This window comes from Thiobacillus sp. 65-1402 (genome assembly GCF_001897685.1).
Taxonomy (GTDB): Bacteria; Pseudomonadota; Gammaproteobacteria; order Burkholderiales; family Thiobacillaceae; genus Thiobacillus.
On the sequence record NZ_MKUG01000058.1, the window covers coordinates 14,286 to 29,743 of the forward strand.

A 15,458-nucleotide genomic window follows, 5' to 3' on the forward strand; every position below is an offset into this window, starting at 1 on the left:
CTCATTCGTGCCGCAAGGCGTCGATCGGGTTGAGGCCGGCCGCCCGGCGCGCCGGGAAGAAGCCGAAGATCACGCCGATGGCGGCGGAAAAGACGAAGGACAGCAGGTTGATGCCGGGGTCGAACAGATAGGGAATGTCCATCAGCCCGGCGAGGAAGATCGAGGCGCCGGTCGCGAGCGCGATGCCGATCAGGCCGCCCAGGCTCGACAGCACCACCGCCTCGATGAGGAACTGCAGCAGCACCTCCCTTTCCAGCGCGCCGATGGCGAGGCGGATGCCGATCTCGCGGGTGCGCTCGGTGACCGACACCAGCATGATGTTCATGATGCCGATGCCGCCCACCAGCAGGCTGACAGCCGCGACGGCACCAAGCAGCATGGTGAGGATCCGAGTGGTGCTGGTCAGCGTCTCAGCGATCTGCCGGGTGTCCATCACACGGAAATCGTCGTCCTCGTTCTCGCCGATTTTGCGCCGCTCGCGCAGCAGCAGGGTGAGCTGATTCTTGGCCGCGTCGATCGAAGCGCCCTCCTTGATCGAGATGCTCAGGCGGCCGATGTCCTGGTTACCCGAGAGCCGCCGCTGCACGGTGCGAAGCGGCATCACCACCACGTCGTCCTGGTCCGAGCCCATGGACGACTGGCCCTTGGCCTTCAGCAGGCCGATCACCTCGCAGGAAAACTGCTTGATACGGATCTGGCTGCCTACCGGGTTTTGCCGGCCGAACAACTTGTCGCGCACGGTGTCACCGATCACGCACACTGCCTTGCCTGACCGCTCCTCGGCTTCGCTGAAGCCGCGACCGGCAGCAATTTCCCAGTTCCCGGCCTCGAAATAGTCATTGCTGCTTCCGGTAATCGCAGTGGTCCAGTTGTTGGCCTGGTACACCGCAGTCGCCGACTTGTTCACCACCGGTGCGACCAGTCTGACGCCGGTGATCTGGTTACGCACGGCCTCGACGTCGGCACTCTTGAAGGGCGCGCCCGGCACGGCACCGGGGCCGAAGCGTTGGCCCGGCAACACCATCAGCAGGTTGCTGCCCATGCTGGATATCTGGTCCGATACCGATTTCGTCGCGCCGTTGCCGAGCGTGACCATGGTGATGACGGCAGCGACGCCGATGACGATACCGAGGATGGTGAGGAAGGAGCGCATCAGGTTGCGCCGGATCGAGCGCAGCGCGAGCTGCAGCGTATTCCACAACATCAGGCGTCTTCCCCGTTGCGGCGGTCGCTTTCCACCCGGCCGTCGACGAAGCGGATGACGCGCTTGGCGTAGGCTGCCATCTCGGGCTCGTGGGTGACCATCAGCACGGTGATGCCCAAATCGCGGTTAAACCCACTGATCAGGTTCATGATTTCCTGGCTGGTGTGGCTGTCGAGGTTACCGGTCGGCTCGTCCGCAAGCAGCACGTGGGGGCGGGTGACGATGGCGCGGGCGATGGCGACGCGCTGCTGCTGACCGCCGGAGAGTTCGGCCGGCGTATGGTGCTCCCAGCCATCGAGCCCCACCTGCTTCAGCGCGGCGCGTGCCGCAGCATGACGCTCGGCCGCCGGCTCGCCGCGATAGATCAGCGGCAGCTCGACGTTCTCCAGCGCGGTGGTGCGCGCCAGCAGGTTGAAGCCCTGGAACACGAAGCCAAGATAGTTGCGCCGGATCAGCGCACGCTCGTTGCGTGTCAGCTGTTCGACCTTCACGCCCTCGAATTCGTAGCTGCCGCTGGTGGCGACATCGAGGCAGCCGAGGATATTCATCGCGGTCGATTTGCCGGAACCGCTTGGGCCCATGACGGCGACGAAATCGCCAGCCTCGATGACGAGATCGATACCCTTCAGCGCCTGGAACGCCGCCTGTCCGCTGCCGTAGGTCTTGGTGATGCCGGACAGCCGGATCAGTACCGCATCGCTCATGGCTGCGCGCCCAGGGCCTCGGTGATCGCCTGCATGCCTGCCTTGAGTGCCCCGCCGGTGACCTCGGTCACGCGACCATTGGTGGCGCCGGTTTTGACGTCGAGGGCGACCGGCTCGCCGTCCTGCAGCACCCACACCCGCTGCGTGCCGCTGGCGTTGGGCGTCGGCTTGACCTTTCTGGCCTGCCTCGGCATGCGCGGCATCAGGGCACCCATCACGCTGCCGCCGGATTGCTTCTCGGCGGCGGCGGGAGGCGCCGGGGTGAAGCGCAGCGCGGCGTTCGGTACCAGCAGCGCGTTTTCGCGGATGAGCGTGGTGATATCGGCGGTGCCGGTCATGCCGGGCCGCAGGCTGAAATCGTCGTTGTCGACTTCGAGCACGGTGAGGTAGGACACGACGCCTTCCGCTTCCCGGGCGCCATAGCCGACCCGCGTGATGACGGCGCTGTATTCGCGCCCGGGCCATGCATCGACGCTGAACGTGGCCTTCTGCCCGGCCTTCACCTGGCCGACATCCGCCTCGTCGACATCGACCTGCAGTTCCATCTTGGTCAGATCCTCGGCCAGCTTGAACAGCACCGGCGCCTGGAACGAGGCCGCCACGGTCTGGCCCGGATCGACCTGACGCGACAGCACCACGCCATTGATCGGCGAGCGTATGCTTGCCTTGCCGAGGTTGGTCTCGTCCGATTGCAGTGTGGCACGCGCCTGGGTCACGCTGGCGCGGGCGCTGGCGACGTTGGCTTCGGCACGTTTCAGATTGGCTTCGGCGGTGTCCATTTCAATCCTGGACGGCACCTTGCCGCCGGACAGCTGCGACACCTGCTGGTAGCGGGCAAGCGTTGCGCGCGTTTCCGCAACCGTGGCCTGCGCCTGCAGCACCTGCGCCTCGGTCGCAGTGAGGCTGGCGCGCGATTTCGCGACCGCATCCTGCAGCTTGGACAGGTCCAGCTGCGCCAGGATCTGGCCCTTTTTCACCTCATCGTTATCGTCGACGTAGACCTTGTCGACGATGCCGGAAAGTTCGCTGCCAACATCCACCGTGTTGGTCGGCTGCAGCTTGCCGGTGGCGGACACCTTGACCACCAGCGTGCCGAGTGTGGCCGCTTCGGTCGTGTAGCGCGGCGCAGCCTTGTCTTCGCCGGAACGCAGCAACAGCCAGGCCGCAACGGCAATCGCCATCAGTGCGCCAGCCAGCCACAGCCAGCGCCCTGAAAACAGGCCGCCGGATCTGGTTGCGAGAAGTTGCTTCAGGGCGGGACCCTGCTTGGCTTGCGAAGTGTTGGGATCGTTCATGGAGCGTCCTTGTCGGCCGGGCGGGTTTCAGTTTGCGGCGACCAGCCGCCACCCAGCGCCTTGTACAAACGGATGAGCGCCAGCACGCCGTCGGCGCGGCTGCTGGCGAGGCTGTCCTCGGCGGACAGCACGCTGCGTTCGGTGTCGAGCACCGACTGGAAATCGATCAGGCCGGCACTGTAACGCTGCTGCGCCATCTGCGCCGCGTTGCGCGCCGCTTCGACGGCATTCGTCAACGCCTCGACGCGCTCGCGGTTACGGGCAAGCGCGACCAGCGCGTTTTCCACCTCCTGCAGCGCGCTGAGCACGGCCTGTTCGTACGTCACCTGCGCCTGCTCACGCACGGCGTCCTGGATCTCCACCTGGGCGCGCCGGCGCCCGGCATCGAAGATGGGGCCGGTAATCCCTGCAAACAGCGATGATGTGGCGGCGTCGCCGCTGCCGAGCGCGCCGAAGGTCAGCGCTTCGAGGCCGATCGAGCCCGAGAGATTGAAGGACGGATAGCGTGCCGCTTCGGCCACGCCCACGCGCGCGGTTTCTGCTGCCAGCCGGCGCTCGGCCACCCGCACATCAGGGCGCTGGCGCAGGGTGTCGGCCGGGATGCCGACCGCAATCTGCGCCGGCACGGACGGCAGCTCACCGGGGGCGGCGAGGCGCGCATGCAGCGTACCCGGCGGCCTGCCCAGCAGAATGTCGAGGTCATGTTCGGATTCGGCAAGGCTGGTTTCAAGCACGGGGATCTGGGCCCGGGTCAGCGCCTGATTGCTGCGCGCCTGCTCCACGTCCTGGCTGCTGACGAGCCCGGCCTGGGCGCGCCAGTCGGTGAGCTGCAGCGTCTCCGACTGGCTCGCCAGATTGTCCCGGGCAATGCCGAGCCGGGTCTGCAAGGCGCGCACCTCGACATAATTGAGGGCCACCTCGGCCACCAGCGAAACCTGGGTGTCGTGCAGGCTGGCCTGCGACGATTGCAGATCGGCCTCGGCCGCCTCGATGCCGCGCCGGACCCCGCCGAAAACGTCCAGCTCCCAGCTCGCATCCAGGCCGACGCTGAACAGATTGCGCGTTGCGCCGCTGCCGCTCTCGGCGCTGGAATCGCTGCGGCGCGCAGAACCGGAGCCGGTCACGCTCGGCAAGCGGCCTGCCGCGGCCACCGCGCGACGCGCGCGCGCCTCGCGCAGCCTGGCTTGCGCGCTGCGCAAATCGGGGCTGGCCAGCAGCGCCTGCTCCACCAGTTCGGACAGCAGCGGGTCGTTGAGTCCGCGCCACCAGTGGCTCAGATCGCCGGCGGCCGCGGCATGGACAAGCGGCGCATCGATCCGGCTCCAGTCCGCGGGCACCGCCGGCGCCGGCGCCCGGTAATCCGGACCCACCGCGGCGCAGCCGGCCAGGCCGAGCGCGATCAGGGCAACCAGGCGGCGAGCGGCCAGCGGCGCGTTCAGGGGCAGGGGGTCAGGGACGGCAGGCGCGCATCGAAGTGCCGGGAGGGCCATGGCAATGTGGGGAATTCCTTGTTGTTTGCTTGGTGGCTTCACTATTCTGTTAGTTCCGGCAGCGGGATCATTTAAACACAAGGCAGGCCGGGCCACGATTCGGGGAAGCCGCATGCAATTCAAGGACTACTACCAGACCCTGGGGGTGGCGCGCGACGCCACTGCGGACAAGATCAAGAAGGCCTTCCGCAAGCTGGCACGCAAATACCATCCGGACATCTCCAAGGAGCCGGATGCCGAGCTGCGCATGCAGGAGGTCAACGAGGCCTACGCCGTGCTCTCGGACGTGGAGAAACGCGCCGCCTACGACCAGCTCGGGCGGGGCTACCAGCCCGGCCAGGATTTCCGCCCGCCGCCCGACTGGGACGCCGGCTTCGAGTTTTCCGGCCGCGGTTTTTCGCCCCGCGAAGCCGCCGATTTCAGCGAATTCTTCGCCGAACTGTTCGGCCGCGGCGGCGCGCCGGCGGGCGCACGCCATGCCCGCGGCGGCGGCCGGGCGCAGGGCGAGGACCACCACGCCAAGCTGCTGCTCGACCTGGAGGACGCCTTCAGCGGCGCCACCCGGCAGATTTCGCTGCGCATGCCGCAGCTGGACGCCCACGGCCGGGTCGTGCTCGCCAGCCGCACCCTCAACGTGAAAATTCCCGTAGGCGTGCACCAGGGCCAGGTCATCCGCCTGGCCGGCCAGGGTGCGCCCGGAGCCGGCGGAGCGCCCGCCGGCGACCTGCTGCTGGAAGTGCATTTCAAGCCGCACCCGCGCTTCCGTCCGGACGGGCGCGACCTGCACCGGGCCCTGCCGGTGGCGCCATGGGAGGCGGCGCTGGGCGGAGTCGTCGCGGTGGACCTGCCGCAAGGCAGCGTCAGGGTGCGCATCCCCGAAGGCGCGCAAAGCGGGCGCCAATTGCGCGTGCGCGGCAAGGGCATCCCGGGCGAGCCGCCCGGCGATCTGCTGCTCGACCTACAGGTGGTGCTGCCGGCAGCCGACACGCCGCGGGCGCGGCAACTGTATGAAACCATGGCGCGCGAGCTCGCCTTCGATCCGCGCCAAGCCGGGAGAGCGTGAACATGCATGACGACGACATTCTGATCGGCAGCCTGCTGGAGGAATCCTGGCTGAGCCTGGAGCAGGTGGCCGCCGCCTGCATGGTGGAGCCGGCGTGGCTGCTGCGCCATCTCGAGGAAGGGCTGTTTCCCCATGCCGAGCGCGTTGCCGGCACCTGGCATTTCTCCGCAACGACGCTCAGCCGCGCGCGGCGGATGCGGCAACTGGAACGCGATTTCGACGCCGCACCGGAACTGGCGGCCCTGGTGGCCGACCTGCTGGAGGAAATGGACGCCCTGCGGGCGCGGGCCGGCAGCGGCGGCTGAAACCGCCTCGGCGCCCGGGGAGTGGTTATCATGGCGTTCCGCGCAGCGATCGCGTTCGGCCCCTCATTGGAGAAAACATGGCTTCATCCCAAGAAAACGTCAGCATGGCGCTGTTCTGCGACTTCGAAAACGTCGCGCTCGGGGTGCGCGACGCAAAATACGAGAAATTCGACATCAAGCCGGTGCTCGAGCGCCTGCTGCTCAAGGGCAGCATCGTCGTCAAGAAGGCTTATTGCGACTGGGATCGTTACAAGGCTTTCAAGGCCACGATGCATGAGGCCAATTTCGAGTTGATCGAAATTCCGCATGTCCGCCAGTCGGGCAAGAACTCGGCCGACATCCGCCTGGTGGTCGATGCGCTCGACCTCTGCTACACCAAGTCGCACGTCAACACCTTCGTCATCATCAGCGGCGATTCCGACTTCTCGCCGCTGGTCTCCAAGCTGCGCGAGAACGACAAGAAGGTCATCGGGGTCGGGGTCAAGCAATCGACCTCCGACCTGCTGATCGCCAATTGCGACGAATTCATTTTTTACGACGACCTGGTGCGCGAGAGCCAGCGCGCGGCGGCCAGGCACGGGGCGCGGGAAGCGCCGCCTGCGGCGAGGCGCTCGCCCGATGAAGAAAAACTGCGCAAGGAAGAACTGGAAGCCCGCAAGGGCAAGGCAATCGACATGGCGGTGGAGACGTTCGATGCGCTGGTGGCCGAACGCGGCGACAGCGGCAAAATCTGGGCCTCGGTGCTGAAAGAGGCGATCAAGCGGCGCAAGCCCGATTTCAGCGAGTCCTACTACGGCTTCCGCGCCTTCGGCAATCTGCTCGAGGAGGCGCAGGCGCGCGGCCTGCTCGAATTCGGCCGCGACGAGAAATCGGGCGCCTACGTCTATCGCAGCAGCAGCGGCGCGCGCCCTAACGAGGCGCCGGCCGAGCGGGCAGCGGAAGCCATTGCCGCCGTGGCGCCGGGCCAGCAGAGCGAGACGCGCCGCAAGGAACGCGGTGGCCGCAAGCCGGCGGAGAAGACGGCAGAGGCGGCCGCGGCGGTGCCGGCAACAGCGGTGGCGGCCGCGGCGTCAACGCAAAAGGCGGCGGCGAAAGCGCCCGCCCCTTCCCGCGAGCCGCCGGAGCGCAGCCGCCGCCGCAAACCGACGCTCAAGCCCGACAGCGCCTGAACGGCTTCGCGCGCATCCGGCCAGCCCGTCCGCCGGGCATGGATGCGGCGACGCTCATTGCGGCGCGCCTGCGGTCGTCTGCGCAATCCGCCGGATCGTCGCGACGAACCCCAGGTCCTCGCCCTGCAGCAGCGCCGGCAATGCCGCGCGGAAATCCTCGCGCTGGCACCACTCGTGCATGTAGTCTTCCCACGACTGCCACAGCCGCGCCTGCTGGCGGCTCATGTCGTCCTCGTACACCAGCACGTAGGCGCGCTCGAACAGGCTGACCAGGATGGCGAACAGGGCGTGTTTTCGCACCAGCTGCTCTTCGCTGAGTTCGCCCTTCGCGGCAGGCGACAGCAGATGCAGATCGGCGTTGTCGATCACCAGCCGCATGAAGTCGGCGTACTCGTCGGACAGCCGCAGGAAGATTTCCTCCTCGTCGTTCTGCTGGTCGCGGCGTCGGTCGTAGACATAGACGCCGATAGCGAAAGGCAAACCGACGATGGTGACGATGTAGCTGGCCGCCTCCAGCCATTCCAGTGCGCTCATCCCGGCCTTCCCATTTACGCGCCTCCCGCAAAGCCGTTTTGCCGCCAGGCCTCGAACACGACCACGCTGACGGCATTGGACAGGTTCATGCTGCGCGAACCCGGCAGCATCGGCAAGCGCAGACGCTGCCCGGGATCGAACTGTGCCAGGAGTTCCGCCGGCAGGCCGCGCGATTCCGGACCGAACAGCAGCACGTCGCCGGCCTGAAAAGCAATCTCGGCATAGCGCGCGCAGCCCTTGGTGGTAAGCGCAAACCAGCGCCGCGCCGGCAGCGCTGCCTGCACCGCCGGCCAGTCCCTGTGCACGGTCACGCAGGCCATGTCGTGATAATCCAGTCCGGCGCGCGCCACCTGCTTGTCGGACAGGTCGAATCCCAGCGGCTCGACCAGATGCAGACGGCAGCCGGTATTGGCCGCCAGGCGGATCAGGTTGCCGGTGTTGGGCGGAATCTCGGGTTGAAACAAAACGATGTCAAACATCCGGCATGACCTAAAATAAAGGCTTCTTCGAAAACCCCATATTCTATGGTTCCTTACCTCACCACCGCACTGACCGGGCCGCTGCTGGAACTGGAAAAGCGTCTGCTCGACGCCCAGCCGACGATCGAGCACTGGTTCCGCCAGCAATGGAAGGAACAGGCCGCGCCGTTTTACACCTCGGTCGACATCCGCAACGCAGGCTTCAAGCTGGCGCCGGTCGACACCAACCTGTTTCCCGGCGGCTTCAACAACCTCAATCCGGAGTTCATGTCGCTGTCGATTCATGCGGCGATGGGCGCGGTGGAAAAAATCTGCCCCGATGCGCAGCGCCTGCTGCTGATCCCCGAGAACCACACGCGCAATACCTTCTACCTGCAGAACGTGGCGGTGCTCGCCCACATCCTGCGCCAGACCGGCCTGATCGTGCGCATCGGCACGCTGATTCCCGAGATCACCCAGCCGACCACGCTGCAACTGCCCGCCGGCGGGCACCTCACGCTGGAGCCGCTGGTGCGCAAAGGCGACCGCGTCGGGCTGGAAGGCTTCGATCCCTGCGCGGTGCTGCTCAACAACGATTTGTCGGCGGGGGTGCCGGATATCCTGAAAGGCATCGAGCAGACCATCATGCCGCCGCTGCATGCGGGCTGGGCGACGCGCCGCAAGTCGCGCCACTTTGCCGCCTACCAGCATGTCGCCGGCGAATTCGCGCGGCTGGTGGGGATCGATCCCTGGCTGATCGACCCCTATTTCAACCAGTGCGGCAAGATCGATTTCCATGCGCGCCAGGGCGAGGCCTGCCTGGCCGAAAAAGTCGCCGACATGCTCGACAAGATCCGTCTCAAATACGACGAATACCACATCGACCAGCCGCCCTTCGTCATCGTCAAGGCCGACGCCGGCACCTACGGCATGGGCATCATGACGGTGAAATCGCCGGACGACGTGCGCGAACTCAACCGCAAGCAGCGCAACAAGATGGCGGTCGGCAAGGAAGGGCTCGAAGTCAGCGAAGTGCTGATCCAGGAAGGCGTCTACACCTTCGAGAGCATCAACGACGCCGTCGCCGAGCCGGTGGTCTACATGCTCGACCACTTCGTCGTCGGCGGCTTCTACCGCGTGCACACCGGCCGTGGCGCAGACGAAAACCTCAACAGCCCCGGCATGCACTTCGTGCCGCTGGCGTTCGACAACACCTGTTTGATGCCCGACCGCAGCGCCAACCCCGACGCCAGCCCCAACCGTTTCTATGCCTACGGCGTGATCGCACGGCTGGCGATGCTGGCGGCTTCGATCGAGCTCGACGAAGCGCTGAACGAGACCGAGAACGCGGCTGCCGCATGAAGCTGCTGTTCGTCGTCGATCCGCTGGCGGGCCTCAAGCCCCGCAAGGACAGCTCGGTGGCGATGATGCGCGCCGCGGCGGCGCGCGGCCATGCCGTGTTTGCCGCCGAGGCGCGCCAGCTGCAGGTGGCGGACGGCGTCGCCGGCGCCGCCTGCAGCGCGCTCGAGGTGCGCCGCGACGACGACTGGTTCCGCGTCGCGCAGGCCGGCACGCAGGCGCTCGCCGATTTCGACGCCGTGCTGATGCGCACCGACCCGCCGGTCGACACGGATTACCTGCTCGCCACCCAGCTGCTCGGCGTCGCCGAGCACAACGGCGCGCGCGTACTCAACCGCCCGGCGGCGCTGCGCGACTTCAACGAAAAACTCGCGATCCTGGAGTTTCCGCAATTCGTCGCCCCGACCCTCGTCAGCGCCGACGCCAGCGGAATCGGAAACTTTCTGGCCGATCACCGCGACATCATCGTCAAGCCGCTCACCGAAATGGGCGGCAGCGGCATTTTCCGGCTGACGCTGGCCGACCCCAACCGCAACGCCATCGTCGAGACGCTCACCCGGCGCGGCCAGCGGCCGATCATGGCGCAGCGCTACCTGCCCGCCATCAGCGAGGGCGACAAGCGCATCCTGCTGATCGACGGCGAGGTGGTGCCGTGGGCGCTGGCGCGCATTCCCCTGCCCGGCGAAACCCGCGGCAACCTCGCCGCCGGCGGCACCGCGCGCGCGCAGCCGCTGTCCGCGCGCGACCGCGAAATCGCCGAAACCGTCGCGCCGTGGGCGCAGGCGAACGGCATCTTCCTCGCCGGGCTCGACGTGATCGGCGACTGCCTCACCGAAATCAACGTCACCAGCCCCACCGGCTTTCAGGAAATCGCCGCCCAGACCGGGCACGACGTGGCGGCGCAGTTCATCGCCGCCCTCAAGCGCAGATGAACGCCGCGCGCCGCAGCCTGTGGCTCCTGCTGCTATGGACGCTGGCGGCGTGCAGCCCGCCGCCGCTGGTTCAGCAGCAGTCCTACGTATTCGGCACCCTGGTCGAAGTCAGCGTCTACGGCGCACCGGAGGCGCAGGCCCGCCAGGCGGTCGCCGCGGTGCTGGCGCGCTTCGACGAACTTCACCGCCAGTTGCACGCCTGGCAGCCGAGCGAGCTGTCACGGCTCAACACCGCGCTGGCCAAAGGGGAACGCGTTCCGGTCAGCCCCGAACTCGCGGCCATGCTGGGCGATGCGCAGGCCTTGTCGAAGCAGTCGAACGACCTGTTCAACCCCGCCATCGGCGGGCTGATCGCCCTGTGGGGCTTTCACGCCGACGCGCCGCAGGCGCGGGTGCCGGATGCCGCCGCGATCCGGCGCTGGGTGAGCCGGCAGCCGCGCATGCGCGATCTGCATCTCGAAAACGGCAGCGTCTGGAGCGACAACCCGGCCGTGCAGCTGGATCTGGGCGGCTACGCCAAGGGGCGCGCGCTGGACGACGCGGTGCGCATCCTGAAAGCGCACGGCATCAGGAACGCGCTGGTGAACATCGGCGGCAACGTGATCGCGCTGGGCATGCACGGCGAGCGGCCGTGGCGCGTGGGCATCCAGCATCCGCGCAAATCCGGCACGCTGGCCGTGCTGGATTTGCGCGCCGGCGAGGCAATCGGCACCTCGGGCGACTACCAGCGCTATTTCGAGGCGGGCGGACGCCGCTACAGCCACCTGATCGACCCGCGCAGCGGCAGCCCGGCGAGCGGAATGCAGTCGGTGACGGTGCTGGTGGCGGGCAAACAGGCCGGAACCCGTTCGGATGCCCTGTCCAAGCCGCTGTTCATCGACGGCACGGCGCGGCTGGCGGACAACGCGGCGCGGCTGGGGGTAAGCGACTACCTGGCAGTGGATGCCGCCGGCCGAATCCACGTCTCGCCTGCGATGAAGGCCCGGCTTCGTTAGAATGCAGGTTTTACCCCTTACCCCCTTCTCGCAATGATAGGCATCCTCATCGTCGCCCACGGCTCGCTCGCCGACAGCCTGGTCGAGTGCGCCACCCATGTGCTGGGCCAGCGTCCGCGCGGGCTCGCCACGCTGGACTTCATCGGCCATGCCGACCCCGACGAGCGGCAGAAGGCCATCCAGACGCGGCTGGACGAACTCGACGAAGGCGACGGCATCCTGGTGCTGACCGACGTCTACGGCGCCACCCCCAGCAACACGCTGTGCCGGCTGCTCGAACCGGCCCACATCGAAGGGGTTTCCGGGGTCAACCTGCCGATGCTGCTGAAAGCGCTGAACTACCGCGACACGCTGGCGCTGCCGCAGCTCGTCGAGCGCATCGTCGAAGGCGGGCGCAACAGCATCAACCATATTTCCGAGGCCATGTGCCATGCAGCAACGGGACGTTGAGATCGTCAACAAGCTGGGGCTGCACGCGCGCCCGTCGGCCAAACTGACCCAGCTGGCCTCCAGCTTCAAGAGCAATGTGTTCATGGCGCGCAATGGCCGCCGCATCAACGCCAAAAGCATCATGGGCGTGATGATGCTGGCTGCCGCCAAGGGCAGCACCATCACCCTGGAAACCGAGGGCGACGACGAAACGGACGCCATCGAAGCGCTGGCCGAGCTGATCTCCAGCGGCTTCGGGGAGGATCTATCCTGAAAACCACGCTTGACCGCTCGTCGCACATGAGCGCCGGCATGGGTGCCGGGCTTTCGTCTCCGCTCCGGCCCGGCACCGCGCCGGGCGCGGCCTGCCGTCGGGCGCAACCAAGCGCGGCCTCCAGACCATGAGCTTCTCGCTGCACGGCATCGGCGTCTCCGGCGGCATCGCCATCGGCTACGCCCACCTCACCTCCAACGCGCGCGTCGAAGTGCCGCAGTACATGCTCGACCGCAAATACATCAAGGACGAGCTGGCGCGCTTCGACGAGGCCATCCTCGCCACCCGCACCGAACTCGAAACCCTGCGCAATCACATCCCGGCCAATGCCCCGGCAGAACTCTCGGCGTTTCTCGACATGCACCTGATGTTCCTCGGCGATTCGATGATCGCCGAGGCGCCCAAGCACCTGATCCGCGAGACCCAGTGCAACGCCGAATGGGCGCTGGCGCAGCAGATGGAAGCGCTGGTGGCGCGCTTCGAGGAAATCGACGACGCCTACCTGAGGAGCCGCCAGGAAGACGTGGTGCAGGTCGTGCAGCGCGTATTGAAGGCGCTGACCGGCCACCCCAGCCACCTGCCGCTGGATGTCGATTTCGACAGCGAGCGCATCCTGGTCGCGCACGAACTGTCGCCCGCCGACATGATCGTGTTCAAGAACGTGCACTTCGCCGCCTTTATCACCGATCTCGGCGGCGCCACCTCGCACACCGCGATTCTGGCGCGCAGCATGGCGATGCCTTCGGTGATGGCGCTGCACAACGCGCGCGGCCTGATCCGCGACCACGATCTGCTGATCGTCGACGGCCGCGACGGCGTGGTGATCGTCAATCCCGACGAGTCCGTCCTGGCCGAATACCGGCTGCGGCAGAACCAGTGGCGCATCGACACCGACAAGCTGAAACGCCTGAAGACCAGCAAATCGTCCACGCTGGACGGCGTGCCGATCGAACTGATGGCCAACATCGAATTGCTCGGCGACGTCGATGCGGTGAAAGCGGCGGGCGCGCACGGCATCGGCCTGTTCCGCAGCGAATTCCTGTTCCTCAACCGCAGCGACCTGCCGACCGAAGACGAACAGTACGCCTCCTACAGGGCGGTGGCCGAGGCGCTGGACGGCAAGCCGGTCACCATCCGCACGCTCGACCTGGGGGCGGACAAGCAGGCGCCGTGGGGCCACACCGTGGCCGACAACCCGGCCCTGGGCCTGCGCGCAATCCGCCTGTGCCTGGCCGAGCCCGGCCTCTTCCACACCCAGCTGCGGGCGATCCTGCGCGCCTCCCTCCATGGCCAGGTGCGCATGCTCATCCCCATGCTGGCGAGCTTCGTCGAACTGCAGCAAACCCTGCAGCGGATCGAGGCCGCCAAGGCATCGCTGCGCAAGGACGGCCTGAAATTCGACGAGGGCATCCCCATCGGCGGCATGATCGAGGTGCCGGCCGCCGCCCTCACGGCCGGCTTTTTCGCCGAGCAGCTGGACTTCCTGTCGATCGGCACCAACGACCTGATCCAGTACACGCTGGCGATCGACCGCGCCGACGACAGCGTCGCGCACCTCTACGACCCGCTGCATCCGGCGGTGCTCAACCTCATCCAGCACACCATCCGCGCCGGCGCCAAGGCCGGCAAGCCGGTTTCCGTTTGCGGCGAGATGGCGGGCGACCCGCTGTTGACGCGGCTGCTGCTGGGGCTGGGACTGCGGATCTTCTCGATGCACCCGGCCAGCCTGCTGCAGGTCAAGCAGCAGGTGCTGAAATCCCATCTGGACGTGCTGACCCCCGCCGCACAGCGGCTGCTGAAGAACACCGACCCCGACAAGACGGCGCTGTTATTGAACCGCCTGAACGGCTGACGCGCACCTGGCGGCCTGTCGGGCTTGAAGCCGGCAGGCCGCCAGGCGCCTAAGCGGCGAGCTGTGCGGCAATGCGCGCCAGTTCCGCCTTGTCGTTGCGCAGATCGCCGATCTCCTGCTTGATCTGCGCCATCCGGCTGTGCAGCGTACCCATGTTTTCGAGAATGCGCTGCAGGCTGGCCAGCCGCGTGTCGAGGTACTGCTTGTGCTCGCGGATGCGCGTCATGATGGGGTCGAGCGCGATGCGCAGCCAGCGCTCGGCTTCCGCCCGCGCCAGCTTGAAGGCATTGCGCGCCTCCTCGGCGAGGCCGGCATAAAAACGCCGGATCATGAAGCGTTTTTCCAGCAACAGGTTGGCGGGATCCTTGCAGAAGGCTTCGGTTTCGCGCATCAGGGTTTCCAGCCGGTTGCGGTAGGCGCCCAGGTCCAGCCGCGGCACCTGCATTTTCGGCAGCCGATGCTGGCGGTGAAACCGCATGTAGGCCTGGTCGAGCGCATCCAGCATGTTGTCGGCCAGCTGGGTCGCCTGCTGGAAGCGCGTGCCCATCTGCTCGCTCAGCTGGCGGATGCCGCCGGTCAGCCCACGCGTCGTCCAGCTGCCTTCCATCGTCTCGCGCGCAGCCTTCAGGATCGCGTCCAGCGTATCTTCCGACACGTTCGACAGCAGATGCGCGCCCTGGCCCTCCAGCATTTTCCGGGTCACGCGGAACTGTTCGGCGGTGGCGTCGTAACTGTCTTTCTCCTGCTGCAGGTTGGCGCGCGTCTGTTCGATCAGTTCGCGGTTCTTGCCCGACAGCTGGATCAGCTGGATCAGCTCGTCGCTGCTGCGCTTGAGCCGCGCGGCCAGATCCACCCGGCTCTCGTCGAGCAGGGCGGCCACCTCGCGGCTGACCGCGTGATAAAGCATGTCGCGCCGCGCCGGGATCACCTGGTGCGCCAGCAGGTATTCCAGCGACTCGATGCCGGAGCGCACGCGCAGGGCGGCGTCGCCGCGTATCGTGGCCGCCAGCGCCTTCTGCGCCGACACCGCGAACACCCGGCTGCGCGGCAGCTTCAGCACGCGCGCGGTTTCCTCGGCCTGCCGCTCGATGCTGGCCTGCACCTCGGAATCGCTCTTCAGCTCATCCCACAGCATGTCGATCTTGTTCAGCACCGCCACGTGGTAGTTAGCGTGGCGATGCACGTGCTTCTGCCAGATTTCCAGGTCCGAGCGCGTCACCCCGGTATCGGTCGCCAGCAGATACATCACCGCATGCGCATTGGGAATCACCGACAGCGTGAGTTCGGGCTCGGCGCCCAGCGCGTTGAGCCCAGGCGTATCGAGTATCGTCAGTCCGGCCTGCAGCAACGGATGCGGGTAATTGACCATGGCATAGCGCCAGGCCGGCACCTCCA

The 15,458-nt window shown here is 67.0% G+C and carries 16 protein-coding genes; 9 read left to right on the forward strand and 7 right to left on the reverse strand.

The features are described 5' to 3' along the window. Position 1: 1 nt before the first annotated feature. From BGO62_RS04630 to BGO62_RS04645, 4 genes are read right to left on the reverse strand one after another with little or no spacing between them, the layout of a single operon-like run. On the reverse strand, positions 2 to 1,204 hold the full coding sequence (locus BGO62_RS04630) for an ABC transporter permease (RefSeq protein ID WP_296639759.1): 1,203 nt from the start codon (positions 1,202 to 1,204) through the stop codon (positions 2 to 4). Next, positions 1,204 to 1,908, reverse strand: a complete 705-nt coding sequence (locus BGO62_RS04635; RefSeq protein ID WP_296639761.1) for an ABC transporter ATP-binding protein — start codon at positions 1,906 to 1,908, stop codon at positions 1,204 to 1,206. The genes BGO62_RS04630 and BGO62_RS04635 overlap by 1 nt, the downstream gene beginning before the upstream one ends. Then, complete coding sequence (locus tag BGO62_RS04640) at positions 1,905 to 3,203, reverse strand: efflux RND transporter periplasmic adaptor subunit (RefSeq protein ID WP_296639764.1); 1,299 nt, start codon at positions 3,201 to 3,203, stop codon at positions 1,905 to 1,907. The genes BGO62_RS04635 and BGO62_RS04640 overlap by 4 nt, the downstream gene beginning before the upstream one ends. Then, a complete protein-coding gene (locus BGO62_RS04645) occupies positions 3,200 to 4,693 on the reverse strand; it encodes an efflux transporter outer membrane subunit (protein ID WP_296639765.1) in 1,494 nt (497 codons plus the stop codon). Before BGO62_RS04645 ends, BGO62_RS04640 begins: the two co-directional genes overlap by 4 nt. Before the next feature lie 112 nt (positions 4,694 to 4,805). Here BGO62_RS04645 and BGO62_RS04650 point away from each other — a divergent pair, with 112 nt between their 5' ends. The 3 genes from BGO62_RS04650 (at position 4,806) to BGO62_RS04660 (ending at position 7,230) form a co-directional block, all read left to right on the forward strand. Continuing rightward, a complete protein-coding gene (locus tag BGO62_RS04650; protein ID WP_296639767.1) occupies positions 4,806 to 5,756 on the forward strand; it encodes a DnaJ C-terminal domain-containing protein in 951 nt (316 codons plus the stop codon). Between the two features lie 2 nt (positions 5,757 to 5,758). Continuing rightward, positions 5,759 to 6,061, forward strand: a complete 303-nt coding sequence (locus BGO62_RS04655; protein ID WP_296639787.1) for a chaperone modulator CbpM — start codon at positions 5,759 to 5,761, stop codon at positions 6,059 to 6,061. A gap of 77 nt (positions 6,062 to 6,138) precedes the next feature. After that, positions 6,139 to 7,230 (forward strand): NYN domain-containing protein, encoded by a 1,092-nt coding sequence (locus tag BGO62_RS04660; RefSeq protein WP_296639769.1) that lies wholly within the window; start codon positions 6,139 to 6,141, stop codon positions 7,228 to 7,230. A gap of 54 nt (positions 7,231 to 7,284) precedes the next feature. Here BGO62_RS04660 and BGO62_RS04665 read toward each other — a convergent pair whose 3' ends face one another. After that, the gene (locus BGO62_RS04665) at positions 7,285 to 7,764 is read right to left on the reverse strand and encodes a hypothetical protein (RefSeq protein ID WP_296639770.1); all 480 of its coding nucleotides are present in this window, start codon (positions 7,762 to 7,764) and stop codon (positions 7,285 to 7,287) included. 14 nt (positions 7,765 to 7,778) lie between these two features. Next, positions 7,779 to 8,243, reverse strand: a complete 465-nt coding sequence (locus BGO62_RS04670; protein ID WP_296639771.1) for a tRNA (cytidine(34)-2'-O)-methyltransferase — start codon at positions 8,241 to 8,243, stop codon at positions 7,779 to 7,781. Between the two features lie 45 nt (positions 8,244 to 8,288). Between BGO62_RS04670 and gshA the strand changes: the two genes are divergently transcribed. The 6 genes from gshA to ptsP all read left to right on the forward strand — a co-directional run bounded on the left by gshA (position 8,289) and on the right by ptsP (position 14,063). Then, a complete protein-coding gene (gshA, locus tag BGO62_RS04675; protein WP_296639773.1) occupies positions 8,289 to 9,584 on the forward strand; it encodes a glutamate--cysteine ligase in 1,296 nt (431 codons plus the stop codon). Beyond that, the gene (gshB, locus tag BGO62_RS04680; RefSeq protein ID WP_296639775.1) at positions 9,581 to 10,513 is read left to right on the forward strand and encodes a glutathione synthase; all 933 of its coding nucleotides are present in this window, start codon (positions 9,581 to 9,583) and stop codon (positions 10,511 to 10,513) included. Before gshA ends, gshB begins: the two co-directional genes overlap by 4 nt. Beyond that, positions 10,510 to 11,508 carry an FAD:protein FMN transferase gene (locus tag BGO62_RS04685; RefSeq protein WP_296639777.1) on the forward strand — a complete coding sequence of 333 codons (999 nt, stop codon included), beginning with the start codon at positions 10,510 to 10,512 and terminating at the stop codon, positions 11,506 to 11,508. Before gshB ends, BGO62_RS04685 begins: the two co-directional genes overlap by 4 nt. Before the next feature lie 33 nt (positions 11,509 to 11,541). Next, complete coding sequence (locus BGO62_RS04690) at positions 11,542 to 11,958, forward strand: PTS sugar transporter subunit IIA (protein ID WP_296639780.1); 417 nt, start codon at positions 11,542 to 11,544, stop codon at positions 11,956 to 11,958. Next, complete coding sequence (locus tag BGO62_RS04695) at positions 11,939 to 12,211, forward strand: HPr family phosphocarrier protein (RefSeq protein ID WP_296639781.1); 273 nt, start codon at positions 11,939 to 11,941, stop codon at positions 12,209 to 12,211. The genes BGO62_RS04690 and BGO62_RS04695 overlap by 20 nt, the downstream gene beginning before the upstream one ends. A 127-nt stretch (positions 12,212 to 12,338) precedes the next feature. Next, on the forward strand, positions 12,339 to 14,063 hold the full coding sequence (gene ptsP / locus BGO62_RS04700) for a phosphoenolpyruvate--protein phosphotransferase (protein ID WP_296639783.1): 1,725 nt from the start codon (positions 12,339 to 12,341) through the stop codon (positions 14,061 to 14,063). 49 nt (positions 14,064 to 14,112) lie between these two features. On the opposite strand, the gene BGO62_RS04705 is transcribed toward ptsP, so the two are convergent. Next, positions 14,113 to 15,458 (reverse strand): dynamin family protein (locus tag BGO62_RS04705; protein ID WP_296639785.1); only part of this gene is annotated, 1,346 nt, incomplete at its 5' end.